The organism is Paenibacillus sp. WLX2291 (genome assembly GCF_046603665.1).
Taxonomy (GTDB): Bacteria; Bacillota; Bacilli; order Paenibacillales; family Paenibacillaceae; genus Saccharibacillus.
Genome location: NZ_CP176755.1, coordinates 650,805 through 666,865 on the forward strand (window position 1 = coordinate 650,805; position 16,061 = coordinate 666,865).

A 16,061-nucleotide genomic window follows, 5' to 3' on the forward strand; every position below is an offset into this window, starting at 1 on the left:
ACCTGAATGCGCCACAAGAACCCCGTCACGTTGGACAATAAGCAACCGAACCAAATCAAAGTAACAAACCAAGCCAGCACGATTCCTACCCCTCATTCCCGCCCGGCGAAGCGCAAGATTCATCAGGTCAGACAGGAGACAACACGCATGATTGCACAATACATGATGATTCTCACCCTGCTGCTTGGCGGCAGCGGTATTACCGGTGGCATGACTACCACTGCTTATGGAGCGGCAGCAACTGGCGCATCCAAGACGCAAGCCTATGAACATATGGTCTTTCTCGGCGATTCCCTTACGGTCGGCTATGAGCCGGGCATAGCGGCAGCTGATTACGATGGCTTTGCTCCGCGATTGGAAGAACAGGAGCTGTTCCGCGGACACGCGCAGGCAGATAATGCTGGCATTCTTGGTCTAACAAGCACCGGTCTGAAACATTACATGGACGCCATTACCGCCGGACGCAGTGTTAGCACTGCTGATATTCAGAGCACATTGCCCGGTGCTACACGTACGCTCGATGGAGCCGCCACCCGTAAGGAGATTCAAGCAGCCGATCTGATCACGATCACGATTGGTGGAAATGACTTTCTGAATGCGCTTGGCTCCCTGACTGCACTGCCGCAGGATTTATCGCAGATCAATTTGCAGCCAGTGCTTAACACGTATCGCACCAATCTCGGTTCGATCCTGGATCAGCTGACGACGCTGAATCCAAACGCGGTCATTGTGATCGCAGATCAGTACCAGCCCGTGCCACTACTGGCAGGTGCAACGCTGTATCATGATCTGAATGAAACAGCCGCGGAGTTCAGCAGCATTATCGACGATACGGTGTCTACCTACACTACCAAAGGAAATGATATTCGCGTCGCTCATGTCTCGCCGTCTTTTCAAGGTAAAGAACTGGCGATGACCCATATTGCCGCCGGTGATATCCATCCGAATGCCACAGGCTATCAGGCGATGGCTGTTGCTTTTAGTATAGCGATCTGGGGCGAAACAGGTTATATGACACCAGCCTCGGCGGTCAATGGAACGGACCAAACGATCCTATATACCAATGGCAAATTGCTGCAAAGTCAGTCCAAGCCGATCATTCGCAGCGGGCGCACATATGTAGCGCTGCGCGACGTAACGACAGCACTCGGTGCCGAAGTAAGCTGGTCAAGCACAACCAAGCAGGCAACCGTCACGAACGGTAGCAGCAAAGTGATGGTGCCGCTGAACAGCAAAATTCTGAAGGTGAACAACCAATCGGTTACGACCGATGCAGCAGCCTTTATGCAGCAAAATAAAGTATATGTACCAATTGCAGTACTTGCCGATCAGTTTGCGTATGATGTACATTATGTGAATCGCTGGAAAGCCGTCTTTATCCGCCAATAAAGATAGGTGAAGATCAAGCACAACGAGTAAAACGTATAGATTGGAACAACCGCTGTATCCATTGGTTTCGACAGATGGAATGCAGCGGTTATTTTGCATTCGCGCAATCCCTTTTTCCACTTCTGGATAAAACAACTGCAATTTTCCACATTCCACGTTATAATATACATTAAATTACAAATGATAAATAAATATGTAAATGAAGATGTGCGGTAAGTAGATAGACAGGAAATAGGAAAACAACGACAGAATGATCTTCTGATGGGGGAAGGCATGATGCTATCTCGTTTTAAAAGCGCTTACATTAATTTGGGCATTCATCGTCAGATGCTGTTGCTGATCTCGGCGTTGATGCTGGTCAGCTTTGCTTCGTACCTGATCGTGCTTAATACTGTGTACAGCACATATGACAATCAGATGTATGAGAAGACCTCTGAGCTGCTCAATATGTCGTCATTTGAGATCGAGAATCAGCTCAAGGATATGGAGAATCTAACGTTTCGCGTTGTGACGGATGAGCAGCTGCAACGGTATTTGTTGCAATTGCAGGAGGAGCCGTCCATTTATGAGAAGAACGTCATCCGTAAAAAGATTACCAATCGACTTGTCGCATTTGCCGGTTCTGAGCAATTTGTGTATTCGATGATGGCAATCGACCGCGAAGGCGAGATTATGTTTGCAGGGAATCGCGAAGGCGTGCCTGTGAATGTGCGTCCAGTATTAACGAAACTAGCGCAGCAGTATAGCGGCTCGAACGCATGGTATGTAGGTGAGCAGGGTGAATTGCTGGCAGTGCGCCAGTTCAAGCAATTCAGCGATTCTACGTTTACCCTGAACGATCTGGGGACGATTATGATTCGCGTACGTATCGACCGGATTGTGCAGGAGCAGGTGGAGAGCAGCGCAGGCAGCCAGCTCATTATCTCGGACGGCAGCAAAATCGTCTACCCGGAGGAACCGCCCTTTTCACGCGGACAGATTGACAACCAGCTGCATAACAGCAAGCCATACGGCGTCATTTCCGAACCGGAGGAAAGTTATTTCTCCGCGCGGATTCAATCGCCATACACAGGCTGGACGTATTTGCATATTACACCGTTTGACCGCATGTTTCAGCGCATTATGTGGATTAAGCAGCTGGTGACGATTATTTTCATCGGTATCTTCCTGCTGGCATTGCTGTTCGGTACACGGCTGTCGCGCAGCATTACCCGCCCGATGGAACGACTATTGCAAAAGATGCGCACCGTCGAAACTGGCAATCTGGATCAACTGGGCGAGCTGCCAGCCGACCCGTCCATTACTCGGGCGCAAAATGAAGTCGGACTGCTGCATCGTACGTTTAACCGGATGCTGCGCCGTATTCGTGAGCTGATCGACGAGAATTATGCCAAGCAGTTGCTCATCCGCGAAACAGAGCTAAAAGCATTGCAGGCGCAGATTGATCCGCATTTTCTATACAATACGCTAGAATCGATCAACTGGATGGCGAAGATGAACAAGCAGCCGGAGATTTCACGTATGGTCGAAGCGCTGGGCTTTCTGCTGCGTAGCTCAGTCAATATGACGGAAAAGGTGATCTCACTGGAGCAGGAGCTGGACATCGTGCGCAGCTATGTGACGATTCAGCGGATGCGGTTTGAGGAACGGCTGAATTTTGAGATTGACGTACCGGAGGAATTGTACGACACGCTCATTCCGAAGCTGACCTTGCAGCCGCTAGTAGAGAATGCGATCCATTATGCGCTAGAGCCGAAGATCGAGGAATGTCATATTCGCATTGCCGCGCGGCTGGAGGGCGAGCAGGTGCATATTACGGTGCAGGATGACGGACCGGGGATGACGGCGGAGTTTCTGGAACGGCTGTATCAGGGGCAGGTGCAGACACGCGGCAAAGGCATCGGGCTGAACAATATTATGGAGCGCATTCGGCTGACCTTTGGACCGGACTATGGGATTCATATTGAGAGCGAACCGGACGTACGGACTGCGTTCCATATTCGTATTCCACATCAGAAAGGGGAGCAAGATCATGTACAAAGTGCTGTTGGTAGATGACGAGCGCATGATTCTGGAGGGCATTTCCAGCGTGGTGGACTGGCAGGGCAGTGGCACGGAGCTGGTCGGTACCGCGCGTAACGGATTGGAAGCGTATGAACGAATCGCCGAGAAGCGACCGGATATTGTGATCAGCGACATTTCCATGCCCGGTCTGGACGGCATTGGGCTGGTGGCGAAGACGTACGAGCAGTTCCCTGATGTGCGCTTCATTATGCTGTCTGGTTACAAGGATTTTGATTATGCGCGCCGGGCGATGCAGTACGGGGTGAAGCATTATTTGGTCAAGCCGTGCAATGAGCAACAGATTCAGGAGGCGATTGCGGAGCTGTTGTCCGAGCGTGCCGCCGAGCAGGAGCGTGAGCTGTTCGTCAGCAGTATGCGCGATCAGTTTATCCGAATGCTGCCGCAGGTGAAAGAGCAATTTCTGAAGGAATTCATCTCCAACAAAATGTACGGCAGCCGCGATCTTGCGTATTACGAAGGATTGTTTCATATGCAGCTGACCGACCGCACCGTGCGCATCGTGCTGATGCGGGTGGAAGATTCGCATGAATATGAGCATCTATTTGCATTGAAAAATATCGCCGAGGATGTGCTGGAGAGCGTGCTGATGGGCACGACGATTCAGTTGCAGGACGAGCTGCTGCTGCTGATTGATGATCCGGCGGAACCGATGCGGCTGATTGAAGGATTGAATCGGGTAAAGGATGTGTTTGCTGGCTTTTACAAGCTGGATGTGACAGTGGCACTCAGTGAGCCAGATGAGCTGGAACAGCTGCGGCGTATGTATCGGGATGCCCAGCAGGTGATGAATCATCGCTTTTACATCGGTGGGGGGAGTCTGATCACCCGTCAGGACATCGCGTTGCACGATTGTCGGACTGGGAGTGGATTTGAGCTGGATGAGGAGCAGTTTACGCTGATTATCAAGTCCGGTCAGGTGGAGCAGGTGGAGACGGAGATTGGGCGGTTATTCGCCACGCTATCGGAATTGCGGCTGGATATTGCCGTGACGCGCTCATATGTATTGCAGCTGTATGCGGTCATGCTGCGATTGTACCCCGAAGATGAGCGCTCCATGCCGACAGCGCGGCTTGCTGAATTGTCGCGATTGGATACGCTGACCGGGCTGCATGACTTTATTCGTCAGGTGGCACTTGAATTGACTGGCAGCTACTACAAAAGCAACATCAATCGCCAATCCTCAGTCGTGAACAAAATGCTGCAAATTATCGAGGAGAACTACACGAACGCCGAGCTATCCTTGAACGGCGTTGCCAATCAGATGCTGTATATGAACCCTGATTACTTGGGCAAAATTTTCAAAAAAGTGACCGGGGATAATTTCTCGCATTATGTGAATCGCTATCGGATTGAGCGGGCGACTGAGCATATTCGCCGTAGCGGGGATGTGAAGGTGTTTGAATTGGCGGAGCTGTTCGGGTTTGGCGGGAATTCGCAGTATTTTAGCCAAGTGTTTAAGAAGGTGACTGGCATGACGCCGACAGAATATCGGCGAGGTTAGAAGATCAAAGAGGATCAGACAGGGGGAATGTAGCGATAAAGCTATGCAAACGATCAAATAACCGCATCTGTCCCATGCCGATCTAATCATCGTGCAGAGATGGATGCGGTTATCCTGTGTTGAAGTCTATTATTGAAGGTTATCAGTGATCGGTTGCTTCAAGGATGAAAAAGTATCCTGACTATCATCAATCGTAAACGTGAGCGGTTGTTGATAATGAGGTTCGGAATCCAGCACCAATCGGTAAGTAATCGTACCCGAACTGGTAAAATGCTGATCTTGCTTTTTGATCGTATAGCTTTGATTGGCGGCATCGTGGAACGTATTGTTCAGCTGCAAATAATATATCGTACGCGACCCTGATTTAGGGATAGAGAGATTAACAATGGTATCTCCTGTATCTGGGTCTATCTGCGTACTAATCTGAGAAGCTTTAGGCAAGGGCGATTGAATGAGTTGAGATCGGGCTGTATTGGCAACCAGCGCAAGCGGCTTTTCCATTTCAAATTTGATTCCTGCCAACTGAATCCATAAACTCTGATCTTGAGAGAAGTAACTACTATCATAATAAAATGTGTACTGAGTGACGCCAAGATTCGGATAAGCGGAAGAACCTTGTACATTCAGCATGGCATTCGCATGCAACGCAGGATCGGCAGCAAAAAGATTTACATTTGCATATTCTATCGTTTTGCCTTGTTGTGTTGTCCACTCCAGATCAGCATCTGTACGCAAAGGAGTACGGGTGATGCGAACCAGCTTTATTTTATATCCATTCACATCATATATCTTGTTCAATACAACAGTATGTTCAAGTTCTTTCAGATGCACGGTATTCAGAGCAAAAGGAATCTGGAGGTTCTCATAGTTCTGATCACTAGATCCACTGTACAGATTGGCGTTCAGAATGACTGAGTTCGGTACGTTCTGCCATTTGGAATAATCAAAGATTAGCGCGCCGTGACTGGTAGATGGCGTAGTTGATGTGACTGTTACGTTGTATGACAATGCTGTATTCATTGACATTGCTCTATCAACCAGACGTGCTTCCTTTTCATCGCTAATGCGAGGAGGATCGCCGCCCTGATTATCAACGGCAGTATACATGACAATGATTCGCTTGCTATCGGCTACAACACCATCGATTGTCATAGTATAGCTGTCCGAACGGTCGCTGAGATGGATCGATTGGTATAGACCATGATCAATAGCGGGTTGAAGAGACTGCTTGAGTATATCCTGCTGGTATAATTTATTAAAATATGATGGCAGGTTCGCTGGTGTCTGATGATCGGCAGGCATGGCGGTATGAGTGGAAGAGGGGAACGAATCATGAACCAATAGTCCGGTGCCGATAAGCAACAGCACAGCAACAGTCGCAGCAGTCATCGTTTTCCAATCGCCGATCCAACGGGTTGTTTTGCGCTTCCTCGCTTGTCGAATGCCGGAACGAATCGCTATATCAAGTTGTGTATCGTCTATTTGCGCAGTTTGGTGCTTGAGTTCTTCCGCTTTCTTTTGCATTGATGATTCAGGTGTGTTCATGTTGGATGATACCTCCTTTATCCAGCTTTTGGCGGATTTGTTTTAAACCTTGATTGAGCCATGTTTTGATCGTTCCCTCGGGACGTTCCATAATGCTTGCAATCTCGGTAAGTGTCAGATCGTTATAATATTTCAGTATCAACACATGCCGATGATTCGGTTTTAGTCGTTGCAGCGCTCGCTCCAGATCCAGTCTGTGTTCCGGATGCATCTCTACAATCTGTCCCTGCATATGATGCTCCATCAGTGGAACACTACGACGCTGGCGCTTCAATTCGTCCATACAGCAATTGATCATAATACGGATCAACCATGGGATAAACCGCTCTGGATTGCGTAGCTTACGGCATTGTAGCAAGCCACGATATACAGTTTCCTGTAGCATATCTAGCGCATCCTGTTCATTGTGCATATATCCGTAAGCAATGCCGTACAGTTTACGGCGATGTGCAGATACAAGCTGATAAAAGGCTTCTTCATTACCTTTGCAGGCAGCGATTGCCCATTCCCTTTCCTCCATACTCTATTCCTCCGTCCATGCGTCTCTTTCTACTATTTGTCGCGATCATTTGCCCAAGTCAAGATATGTACATCTATCTGCTTGTGCCTATCAATAAGACTGTTGAACTGCCCAAACGGTTTTTTTATTTTTATATTATCGCGAATCCGTACGTATCAATCTATGCCCCTCTGTTTTTTACACCAAAACCTCGGATTTGTGTATTCATTTGCGTATGCCCATCTGCGAGAATAAAGACAGAATCAAAATGTAAGCGTTAACAAATTAAACATTGTGATTATCGTTTACAGCTACATATTGTTTGCCAACATGCACCAATCATCCATGCTCTACACGTGCTTTACGATTTGCGATGTATCTTTTATCTCATTACAGATGGCTGTATTCGTCGGCATGATTCTACAGCGAATCTACATCTGTCCATTATCGAAAGGGGAGACTACGCATGAATTTTAAAAAGACAGCTTCTATCCTGACCCTGATCGCCATTCTGCTTACGATTACTGCATGTGGCAATTCTGGCAGCAGTACTTCTGGTTCCAGCAGTGGCGGGCAGGACGGCAAGACGATTCGCATCGCTTGGTGGGGATCGGATACGCGTCACAGCTACACCCAGCAGGTTATCGACATGTACAAAAAGGAAAATCCCGGAGTGAATATCGACATCGAATACGCATCCTTTGATGACTATTGGAAAAAGCTTGCCCCGCAGGCAGCCGCCAACCAGTTGCCCGACATCATTCAAATGGACATCTCCTACATTAGCCAATATGCCAAAAACGGTCAGCTTGAAGACCTCAAGCCGTACATCGGCAACCAGATCAAGCTGGACGATGTGAGCGAAAGCGTCGTTAGCACTGGCGTGATCGGTGGTACACAATATGGCATTCCAACCGGAGTGAACGTGCTCGGCTACCAATACAACCCAGAAACGCTCAAAAAAGCAGGCATCACCGAAATTCCGAAAGACTGGACATGGGATGACTATGAGAAGCTTGCCGGACAAGCCAAAGACAAAGGCATTTACTTTGACGAATCGATGGCACCGGATATTTTCTTCAACTATTTCTTGAGAACAAAAGGCATGTCACTGTACAAAGCTGACGGTACGGCACTCGGCTATGAAGATGACGCGCTGTTCACAGAATTTTTCGGTCGTCTTGCCAAGCTGATCCAAGAAGGCGCGGCACCATCTCAGGAAACGCTGAGCCAAAATAAAGGCATTATCGAGGAATCCACTGTTGTCAAAGGCACGGGAATCGGCACATGGCAGTGGTCGAACCAGTTCGTCGCCCTGCAAAAAGTAGCTGACAAGCCGCTGGAGCTGGCACCGATGCTCGGACCGGATATGCAAAAAGGCATCTACATGCAGCCAAGCATGTACTGGTCCATCTCCAAAAACTCGCAATCCAAAGACGAAGCTGCCAAATTCATTAACTTCTGGATCAACAATCAGGATGCGAACAAGCTGATCAAGGGCGAACGCGGTGTACCAATCTCTGCCGCTGTCAAAGAAGCGGTAACACCGGATCTGACAGAAGCAGAGAAACAGGTGTTTGATTTTGTTAGTCAAATGGAGCCAATCGCATCGCCGATGAGCCCGCCGCCACCGGTAGGTTCCGCGGAGGTTATCGCTACGCTGGCGGATTATGTGGAACAGATTAACTTTGGACAGATTACGGCAGCAGAAGCCGCACCGAAGTTCCGCGCTGATGCCAATTCGATTCTGTCCAACAACCAGCCGTAATGTGATGATGTAATCACTATAGCCGTGATGATCGAGTGCAGTAGCAGTAGGCACAGGCAGAGACGGCGTAGAAGAATGTCTCTGCTCTGTGCCACGGTATCACTGTTCCTGTTTTGATACGGTGATGACGAACACGAACGAAGCAAGTCGGAGTAAATGGGAATCGGGAAAGAGACGCATGGCAGCATATATACGCTGCGATGTGGTCGGCTTTCCTTTTCCCGCTCATGGCTGAGCTATTTTGGAGCATGCCGGATACTATGATAATGCCCAGTTTTGTATTTTCCCAAGGAGGTGTGCGGATTCATGCGGAACAATTATTCGCTAAAAGCCAATTTGACCGGTTACGCGTTTATCAGCCCATTTATTATCGGATTTCTGGCATTTACGCTGATTCCGATGTTTATCTCGCTGTATCTGTCGTTTACGAGCTATAACCTGTTTAGCCCACCGCGCTGGGTCGGATTGAATAATTTTGAGAAAATGTTCACTGGTGATACGAAGTACTGGAATTCGGTCAAAGTCACACTGTACTACGTGTTTATCGGTGTCCCGCTGCGACTGACATTTGCGTTATTCGTAGCGATGATTCTCAACACTGGCTCGCGTATGATCGGTGCATATCGGACGATCTATTATTTGCCGTCCATCATCGGTGGTAGCGTTGCGGTATCCATCATGTGGCGCAACATTTTCAGCGAGCAGGGGATCGTCAACGGTCTGCTGATGGCGCTGGGAGCAGCACCGATTCAATGGTTCGGCGATCCTGGCGCTGCGCTCGGTATGCTGATCACGCTGTCGGTCTGGCAGTTTGGTTCGTCCATGCTCATTTTCCTCGCTGGTCTAAAAAACATTTCCCCGGAAATGTATGAAGCAGCAAGTGTAGATGGTGCGCGTCCGGCACGGAAATTTTTCAGTATTACGCTGCCGCTACTCAGTCCGATCATTCTGTTCAATCTGATCATGCAGACGATTAGCGCCTTTATGACCTTTGTACCGGCGTATATTATTTCCAAAGGCGAAGGCGGTCCGCTGGACGGCACGATGCTGTATTCGCTGTATCTGTTCCGTCAGGCATTCATGTTCAACAATATGGGGTATGCGTCTGCGATGGCGTGGGTCATGCTCATCTTCATCGGGGTGCTGACGTTGATTCTGTTCAAAACGTCGAAATTCTGGGTGTTCTACGAGTCGGAAGGAGGTCGCTGATCCATGGCAGATACCAAAGCAGAACGCTATAACCAAACGATCGCCGGTTCAGCGGCAAGTCAGGGCAGTCTATGGCGGCGCATCAAGTGGCCCGTTTACCATATCTTCGTCGCTGCACTAGCACTGCTCATGCTGTATCCGATCATCTGGATGTTTTTCAGCTCGTTCAAGGAAAGTCGCACGATCTTCACGACAGCGACGACACTGCTGCCAGCGGAATGGATCTGGAGCAACTATGCTTCCGGCTGGAAAGGCATTGGCGGCTACTCGTTCGGTCATTATATCTGGAACTCGCTCGTGATCGTCGTACTGTCCACACTTGGTGTCGTGGTATCGTCGGCATTGATCGCGTTCGGCTTTGCGCGGTTGCAATTTGCCGGTCGTGCATTCTGGTTCGCGGTGATGATGGTTACACTCATGCTGCCGCATGATGTGGTGCTTGTGCCGCAGTATATTATTTTCACGAAACTGGGCTGGCTGAATACGATCTGGCCGATCGTTGTACCGCAGTTTTTCGGCGCACCATTCTTTATTTTCCTGATGGTGCAGTTTATCCGTACGATTCCAAAGGAATTGGATGAAGCGGCGACGATTGATGGCTGTGGGAAGTTCCGGTTGTTTATTCAGATCATCATGCCGCTGATCAAGGCATCGCTGGCAACAGCGGCGATCTTCTCTTTTTACTGGAGATGGGAAGATCTGCTTGGACCGGTGCTGTATCTGAACTCACCGGATAAATACACCGTCTCTATGGGTCTGAAAATGTTCCTTGATAGTGAATCTGCATCCAACTGGGGCGGCATGTTCGCGATGTCGATGGTCAGTCTGCTACCGGTCATTCTCGTGTTCTTCCTGTTCCAGAAGCATATCGTGGAAGGCATTAGCAGCAGTGGGATCAAAGGCTGATCATGGGAGATTCCAAACAGCGTGAGCATGAGCAGCATCTGCTATCACAAGAACAACGTTCTTCATTACACGAGCAACATCCACAACCACAGAAACAAGAGCAATATCATTCATCAGGGCAACAGAAGCAATCGAATGAATATCAAACAAACATGGCGGCTGTACAGCAGGATATAGCGCTGGAAGCAGAGCGGCAAACGCCAGATGGCTGGAAGTTTGATGCTGGGCCTGGTACGTCGGTAGAAGGGTATCTGCCGTTAACGCCGGAAACGGTATACACGTCAGAGTCGGGCTATGGATTTCGATCTGGCAGTGAAGTGTATGGGCGTGATCGCGCTACATCTGACGGTCAGCAATCTGCACCAACACAGCATCTGCAAGCTGCTTTTTGCATTCCGCTGCAAGCAACCTTTGTACTCGATGTGCCGGATGGCTGTTATCTGATCCGTATGCAGCTGGGCGATTGGCAGACTGCTACGCATACGATCATCCGCGCATCAGGTAGCAAAGTGGTGGTGCCGCCGATTCGTACCCAATCTGGGCAGATTCAGGAAGTACTATGCAGCGTTCACGTACACGGCGGACGATTGGAACTGAACTTCAGCGGACAAGCCCCACGGCTCAATACGTTAGACATCACACCCGCACCGCATACACTGCAACTGCTGCTGGCGGGCGATTCGACCGTAACCGACCAGCCAGCGGATGGATATCCCTATGCTGGTTGGGGGCAATTGTTACCGGAGCGATTCAAGCATGATGTGTGCGTGGACAATCATGCGATCTCTGGGCGTAGCTCCAAAAGCTTTGTCGATGAAGGCAGGCTGGAGACGATCCGTCAGCAGCTACGAGCAGGCGATTATCTATTTATCCCATTCGGACATAATGATGCAAAAACGGACGCTGCTCGCCATACCGATCCATTTACAACGTATAAGCAGCAGCTGACCGAGTACATTGTAACCGCTCGTGAGAAAGAAGCGCATCCGGTATTGCTGACGCCGATTCATCGTCGTTATTTTACCGAAGATGGACAGCTGGAAGATACGCATGGCGACTATGTGCTCGCTGTACGTGAACTGGCAGCCGAGCAGCAAGTGCCGCTCATCGATCTGGCGGCGAAGACGGCGATGGTATGGGAGCAGCTTGGACCGGAACAGAGCAAGGCGTTATTCGTCTGGCTATATCCAGGTGAATATATGAATTTCCCAAGCGGCGTGCAGGATAATACACATTTGCAGGAGCAAGGGGCGCGGCAGATTGCCGGGCTAGTTATCGAAGGTATTCGGGAATTGAATCTGCAACCATTGGTCATGTATTTGAGATAGCAGATCAGGTATTGGAGATAACAGGTGGATATTCAAGTGCATCTGTATGTATATCAGTACTTCTATATGTATATTGCAGGAGGAAAGGATGGATCATATGCCAGCATTGCATTTTGACGAGGAACATATTAAACAGGTGATTGATCGGGTCGTAGAGCGTACATTCAATATGGATTTTAGCTGGGATTGGCCGGGCGGCGTAGCCTTTTATGGAGTGTGTGAAGCGTATCAGGCGACTGGCAAGCGTGAATATCTGGATCAGCTGCGACTCTGGGTCGATGAGAATATTGCGGATGGTCTGCCACCGTTATCGGTCAATGGAGTATCGATCGGTCACTGTCTGCTAACGCTGTATGAAGCGACCGGGGAAGAGCAGTATTTGCAGATTGCTACAGAAATGGCGGAGTTTCTGGACAGCAAGGCAGAGCGGTTCGGAGAAGGTATTTTCCAGCATACCGTTAATTCGGTGACAGATGTGTTCCCAGAGCAGGCGTGGGTAGATACGATGTTCATGGCGGGATATTATCTGCTACGTATCGGTCATCTGCTGGGGAACAAGCGGTATTTTGACGACGGACTACGCCAGTATCATGGACATGAAAAGGTATTGCAGGACGAGCAGACGAATCTGTATTATCACGGCTGGGACAATGTGAATCAGAATCATCTGTCCTCAATCTTCTGGGCGCGCGGCAATTCATGGGCATCGTTAACGATGTCGAAGGCACTGGCATTCGTGCCCGTACAGCATCCATCGTATATGATCATCGACGGCTCACTGCGGGATCAACTTAGCTCACTCGTCCGCCTGCAATCGCCAGAAGGCTTATGGCATACCGTGCTGGATGATCCAACCTCGTATCTGGAAACGTCTGGCTCATCAGGTATCGCGACCGCATTGCTCATGCGCGGCAGACTGTATAACAAATATTCGCAAAAAGCGATCGACGGCATTCTGTCCCGCATCCGAGAAGATGGCACCGTAACTGGCGTATCCGCAGGAACCGCGATTATGAATGACATTGACGGCTATCGCGAAGTGCCGGAGAAACGCATTCAAGGCTGGGGACAAGGACTGACACTGGCGTTCCTTGCTCAACTGCTGCGCACGCGAGACGATCTGTATGGACAAACGATGAACCCAACCAACAAAGCCGCCACCCCGGAAACTGCGCAGCCACCTTCACAGCTAGAAGATGATCCTACCAATACGCAGACTGGTGTGGAGACGCTGTAGTTGTAATGGTAAACGGTACTAGCGGTCGACTTGTTTCGTACTATTCAGCTTGTTGTAAATGTGAACTGTACATGGGAAACAGTAAATGCAACATTACGTAACGTCTTGTAACGTACGTAAGCACTGACGTTTACTACACCCGCTCAGATCAAGCAAACTATAATGAAATGAATATAGACAAAGACCGTATTTCCCATATAGGAGATACGGTCTTTGCCATACGATGATATTCTTGCTCTACACCAACGGCTGCTTCACAATTCGAAACTGCCGATTCTGATCCTCCACCAGTAGATACAGCGTGCCCTTTTCATACTTGATAAACCGAAATAATAGCTGATCTGACAATGTTGGCGTGCGCCATAATTCATTTCCAGCTTGATCCCATAAATACAAACGCTGTTCGCTATCCACCTGTACAAATACCTGATGATTGTTGTAATCGGTTCGCCAGTTTTGCTGTGCATCTGTGAAGACACGCGTTCTCTGTACTAGCAGCTTGCCAGTAGTCACATCATAGCGCGAATAGATCGGATACGAGGTGGAGCCGTCCTTTTGCAGCTTATTGCCGGTATCATTGGAAAGGTAGATCACCGCCTGCCCCTGATCCAGCTTGAACTCGCCAATCGTACTTAGCGGCGCACGCACCAGATGCGAACGATGAGAGGCAGAACTCGTATCCAGCAATTCAAATACATACCGCTGATCATGCAGCTCGCCACTACGGTACCGAATGACCAGCTTGTTCGATTCATACTCCATATTCAATACAGTTAGCGCTTCGTTATTGTTGTTGCTGTACGCCTGCAAGGACAATGTACGCACTGGCTTGTTCCACGGGGAACGGTAAATCAACACTTGCTGCCCTGTTTGTAACGCTATACGTTCTGCATTTCCGGCAGTCTGCGCTGACCAACTCAGATGCGACGTCTGGTCATTGCCGCCTGTGTTTAACGTTTGCAGCAGAGCAGTTGGATAGATAAAGGTAGACAGTGTGTTGCCGTTAAGCGATAGTACGATCTTTTGCAGCTTGTGATTCTGGCTAACAATAATAACGATCTTACCGCTGGCATCCAGCACATCATAGCTGTATAGATGATCATACGTATGACTCCACAGCCGCGTACTGCTGGACAGACTCGTCATATATAACGTACCTTCCTCCTGATTCACAAACAAAGTACGCTCATCAGACAGATTCACAATGTCCGTCTGAATATAAAAATCGCGGGGAAAGGATAGATTGTCTTCTGTATCCTGACTCCAATTCATCACATCGTGAAAATCAGGCAATACCGGGGACGCCGCTTCACTGGAAGCAGGCAATAGCGTTACGATCAGCAATAGTAGTGTCACGACCAACAGCAGCAGCTTTTTGAATATCACGTTACATTTCTTCCTCTCCCGTATGAAATGATGGATGTATAGTTAGGTATCCAATGTAATTATCTACTCCTACTATACCTCATTCTCGTACAGAATGATAAGGCAATGATAAAGGAATACTTGCTTATTTGCCCTTCCGTCGTCCGTTCCAATTCGTACCGAGTACGCCGCCGATAATCAGCACCGCGCCGATCACATGATACAATAACAATTGCTCATGTAAAATAATCGTTCCAGCGATCATCGATACAATCGTGGAGATATTGCTGAATACACTCATCTGCGTTGCTTTTAGCCGGGATAGGGCATAGCTTGACAGCAATGTTGTACCGAGTGAGGACAGCATACCAAGATACAGTAATGCCATCATATAACTCGGCTGTGTCAACGGCTGTACATAGTCGATCCAATTGCCTGCCGCGAAATGACGAATCAGCGCGATGCCGTTGAATATGATTGCCGCTGTCAGCATGGTTACCCATGTCAGCTCCAGCGGATTATACACCCGAGTGAGCGGACGCATGAGCACACTATACCCGGCGAATGCCAGTGCCGAGCCGATCAGCAGCACAATACCACCCAGATGATCCGCACGGAATCCGGCATTGCCCTGCATAACGAAGATTAGAATCACTCCGGCAACAGATACGAGTAGCGATATCTTTTGCAGCCAGCGTGTCCGTTCCTTGAGAATATAAGCAGCCAGCAGCAATGTGAACACTGGCACCGTCGCCTGAATGATCCCCGCCTCCGAAGACGAAGCGTACAACAGTCCAAACGCCTGCAAGGTAAAATACAACACCGGTGATAACAGCGCTAGCGGCAATATACGTTTCAGATCTGCTGCCCGCACAGAGATACGAATCCAGCCCAGCCGGATCGGTACCGCCATCACCAAGACGGACAGCAGAAAACGGTGAGCTAGCACATCGAACGGACTGGCAGTATACACCGTCATTTTTACAAATAGAAACGAGAATCCAATAATAAGCGCATAGGCAATCGCCGCTGCGTACGATGTCCATGTACGAGTCGGTGTTGCCTGTAGGTTCGAGGAAGAATGAATTGATGCAGAATCGGAAAACGAATGTGATTTCATAACTAAAAAACCTCCTGCTAACGCACAGCGTAAATGAGAATGAAGGCGATGCCGTGCACAAACATCGTCTCTATGTCCTTCACTATAGTCTTCGCTTGAGGGAAGCAGC

At 49.0% G+C, this 16,061-nt stretch carries 12 protein-coding genes; 8 read left to right on the top strand and 4 right to left on the bottom strand.

Annotation, left to right across the window (positions count from 1 at the left end):
* Positions 1-6: 6 nt before the first annotated feature.
* The 3 genes from ACDE64_RS02705 (at position 7) to ACDE64_RS02715 (ending at position 4,975) form a co-directional block, all read left to right on the top strand.
* Positions 7-1,389: a stalk domain-containing protein gene (locus ACDE64_RS02705; RefSeq protein ID WP_411348941.1), complete on the top strand. Its 1,383-nt coding sequence runs from the start codon at positions 7-9 to the stop codon at positions 1,387-1,389.
* A 276-nt stretch (positions 1,390-1,665) separates the two neighbouring features.
* Positions 1,666-3,447: a sensor histidine kinase gene (locus ACDE64_RS02710; protein WP_411350218.1), complete on the top strand. Its 1,782-nt coding sequence runs from the start codon at positions 1,666-1,668 to the stop codon at positions 3,445-3,447.
* The gene (locus ACDE64_RS02715) at positions 3,422-4,975 is read left to right on the top strand and encodes a response regulator (RefSeq protein ID WP_411348942.1); all 1,554 of its coding nucleotides are present in this window, start codon (positions 3,422-3,424) and stop codon (positions 4,973-4,975) included. The genes ACDE64_RS02710 and ACDE64_RS02715 overlap by 26 nt, the downstream gene beginning before the upstream one ends.
* A gap of 129 nt (positions 4,976-5,104) precedes the next feature.
* Here the strand turns inward: ACDE64_RS02715 and ACDE64_RS02720 are convergent, their stop codons facing one another.
* Together ACDE64_RS02720 and ACDE64_RS02725 are read right to left on the bottom strand one after the other, a co-directional pair.
* Positions 5,105-6,520, bottom strand: coding sequence for a DUF4179 domain-containing protein (locus ACDE64_RS02720; protein WP_411348943.1), 1,416 nt, complete (start codon positions 6,518-6,520; stop codon positions 5,105-5,107).
* Positions 6,507-7,040: a sigma-70 family RNA polymerase sigma factor gene (locus ACDE64_RS02725; protein ID WP_411348944.1), complete on the bottom strand. Its 534-nt coding sequence runs from the start codon at positions 7,038-7,040 to the stop codon at positions 6,507-6,509. Before ACDE64_RS02725 ends, ACDE64_RS02720 begins: the two co-directional genes overlap by 14 nt.
* A gap of 445 nt (positions 7,041-7,485) precedes the next feature.
* Between ACDE64_RS02725 and ACDE64_RS02730 the strand changes: the two genes are divergently transcribed.
* The 5 genes from ACDE64_RS02730 to ACDE64_RS02750 all read left to right on the top strand — a co-directional run bounded on the left by ACDE64_RS02730 (position 7,486) and on the right by ACDE64_RS02750 (position 13,467).
* Positions 7,486-8,787 carry an ABC transporter substrate-binding protein gene (locus ACDE64_RS02730; protein WP_411345029.1) on the top strand — a complete coding sequence of 434 codons (1,302 nt, stop codon included), beginning with the start codon at positions 7,486-7,488 and terminating at the stop codon, positions 8,785-8,787.
* Between the two features lie 306 nt (positions 8,788-9,093).
* Positions 9,094-9,996, top strand: a complete 903-nt coding sequence (locus tag ACDE64_RS02735) for a carbohydrate ABC transporter permease (protein ID WP_411345030.1) — start codon at positions 9,094-9,096, stop codon at positions 9,994-9,996.
* Between the two features lie 3 nt (positions 9,997-9,999).
* Positions 10,000-10,902 (top strand): carbohydrate ABC transporter permease, encoded by a 903-nt coding sequence (locus ACDE64_RS02740; RefSeq protein WP_411345031.1) that lies wholly within the window; start codon positions 10,000-10,002, stop codon positions 10,900-10,902.
* 152 nt (positions 10,903-11,054) lie between these two features.
* Positions 11,055-12,230: a rhamnogalacturonan acetylesterase gene (locus tag ACDE64_RS02745; protein WP_411350219.1), complete on the top strand. Its 1,176-nt coding sequence runs from the start codon at positions 11,055-11,057 to the stop codon at positions 12,228-12,230.
* 97 nt (positions 12,231-12,327) lie between these two features.
* Positions 12,328-13,467 carry a glycoside hydrolase family 88 protein gene (locus tag ACDE64_RS02750; protein WP_411346678.1) on the top strand — a complete coding sequence of 380 codons (1,140 nt, stop codon included), beginning with the start codon at positions 12,328-12,330 and terminating at the stop codon, positions 13,465-13,467.
* A gap of 237 nt (positions 13,468-13,704) precedes the next feature.
* On the opposite strand, the gene ACDE64_RS02755 is transcribed toward ACDE64_RS02750, so the two are convergent.
* Positions 13,705-14,853, bottom strand: a complete 1,149-nt coding sequence (locus ACDE64_RS02755; RefSeq protein ID WP_411348945.1) for a hypothetical protein — start codon at positions 14,851-14,853, stop codon at positions 13,705-13,707.
* Between the two features lie 124 nt (positions 14,854-14,977).
* Positions 14,978-15,952, bottom strand: coding sequence for a DMT family transporter (locus ACDE64_RS02760; RefSeq protein WP_411348947.1), 975 nt, complete (start codon positions 15,950-15,952; stop codon positions 14,978-14,980).
* Positions 15,953-16,061 lie beyond the last annotated feature (109 nt).

What these genes read in the sequence shown, in the direction of transcription:
- ACDE64_RS02705 (WP_411348941.1), top strand. Translation starts at nt 7, where the DNA reads ATGCGCCACAAGAACCCCGTCACGTTGGACAATAAGCAACCGAACCAA.
- ACDE64_RS02710 (WP_411350218.1), top strand. Translation starts at nt 1,666, where the DNA reads ATGCTATCTCGTTTTAAAAGCGCTTACATTAATTTGGGCATTCATCGT.
- ACDE64_RS02715 (WP_411348942.1), top strand. Translation starts at nt 3,422, where the DNA reads ATGTACAAAGTGCTGTTGGTAGATGACGAGCGCATGATTCTGGAGGGC.
- ACDE64_RS02720 (WP_411348943.1), bottom strand. Translation starts at nt 6,520, where the DNA reads ATGAACACACCTGAATCATCAATGCAAAAGAAAGCGGAAGAACTCAAG.
- ACDE64_RS02725 (WP_411348944.1), bottom strand. Translation starts at nt 7,040, where the DNA reads ATGGAGGAAAGGGAATGGGCAATCGCTGCCTGCAAAGGTAATGAAGAA.
- ACDE64_RS02730 (WP_411345029.1), top strand. Translation starts at nt 7,486, where the DNA reads ATGAATTTTAAAAAGACAGCTTCTATCCTGACCCTGATCGCCATTCTG.
- ACDE64_RS02735 (WP_411345030.1), top strand. Translation starts at nt 9,094, where the DNA reads ATGCGGAACAATTATTCGCTAAAAGCCAATTTGACCGGTTACGCGTTT.
- ACDE64_RS02740 (WP_411345031.1), top strand. Translation starts at nt 10,000, where the DNA reads ATGGCAGATACCAAAGCAGAACGCTATAACCAAACGATCGCCGGTTCA.
- ACDE64_RS02745 (WP_411350219.1), top strand. Translation starts at nt 11,055, where the DNA reads ATGGCGGCTGTACAGCAGGATATAGCGCTGGAAGCAGAGCGGCAAACG.
- ACDE64_RS02750 (WP_411346678.1), top strand. Translation starts at nt 12,328, where the DNA reads ATGCCAGCATTGCATTTTGACGAGGAACATATTAAACAGGTGATTGAT.
- ACDE64_RS02760 (WP_411348947.1), bottom strand. Translation starts at nt 15,952, where the DNA reads ATGAAATCACATTCGTTTTCCGATTCTGCATCAATTCATTCTTCCTCG.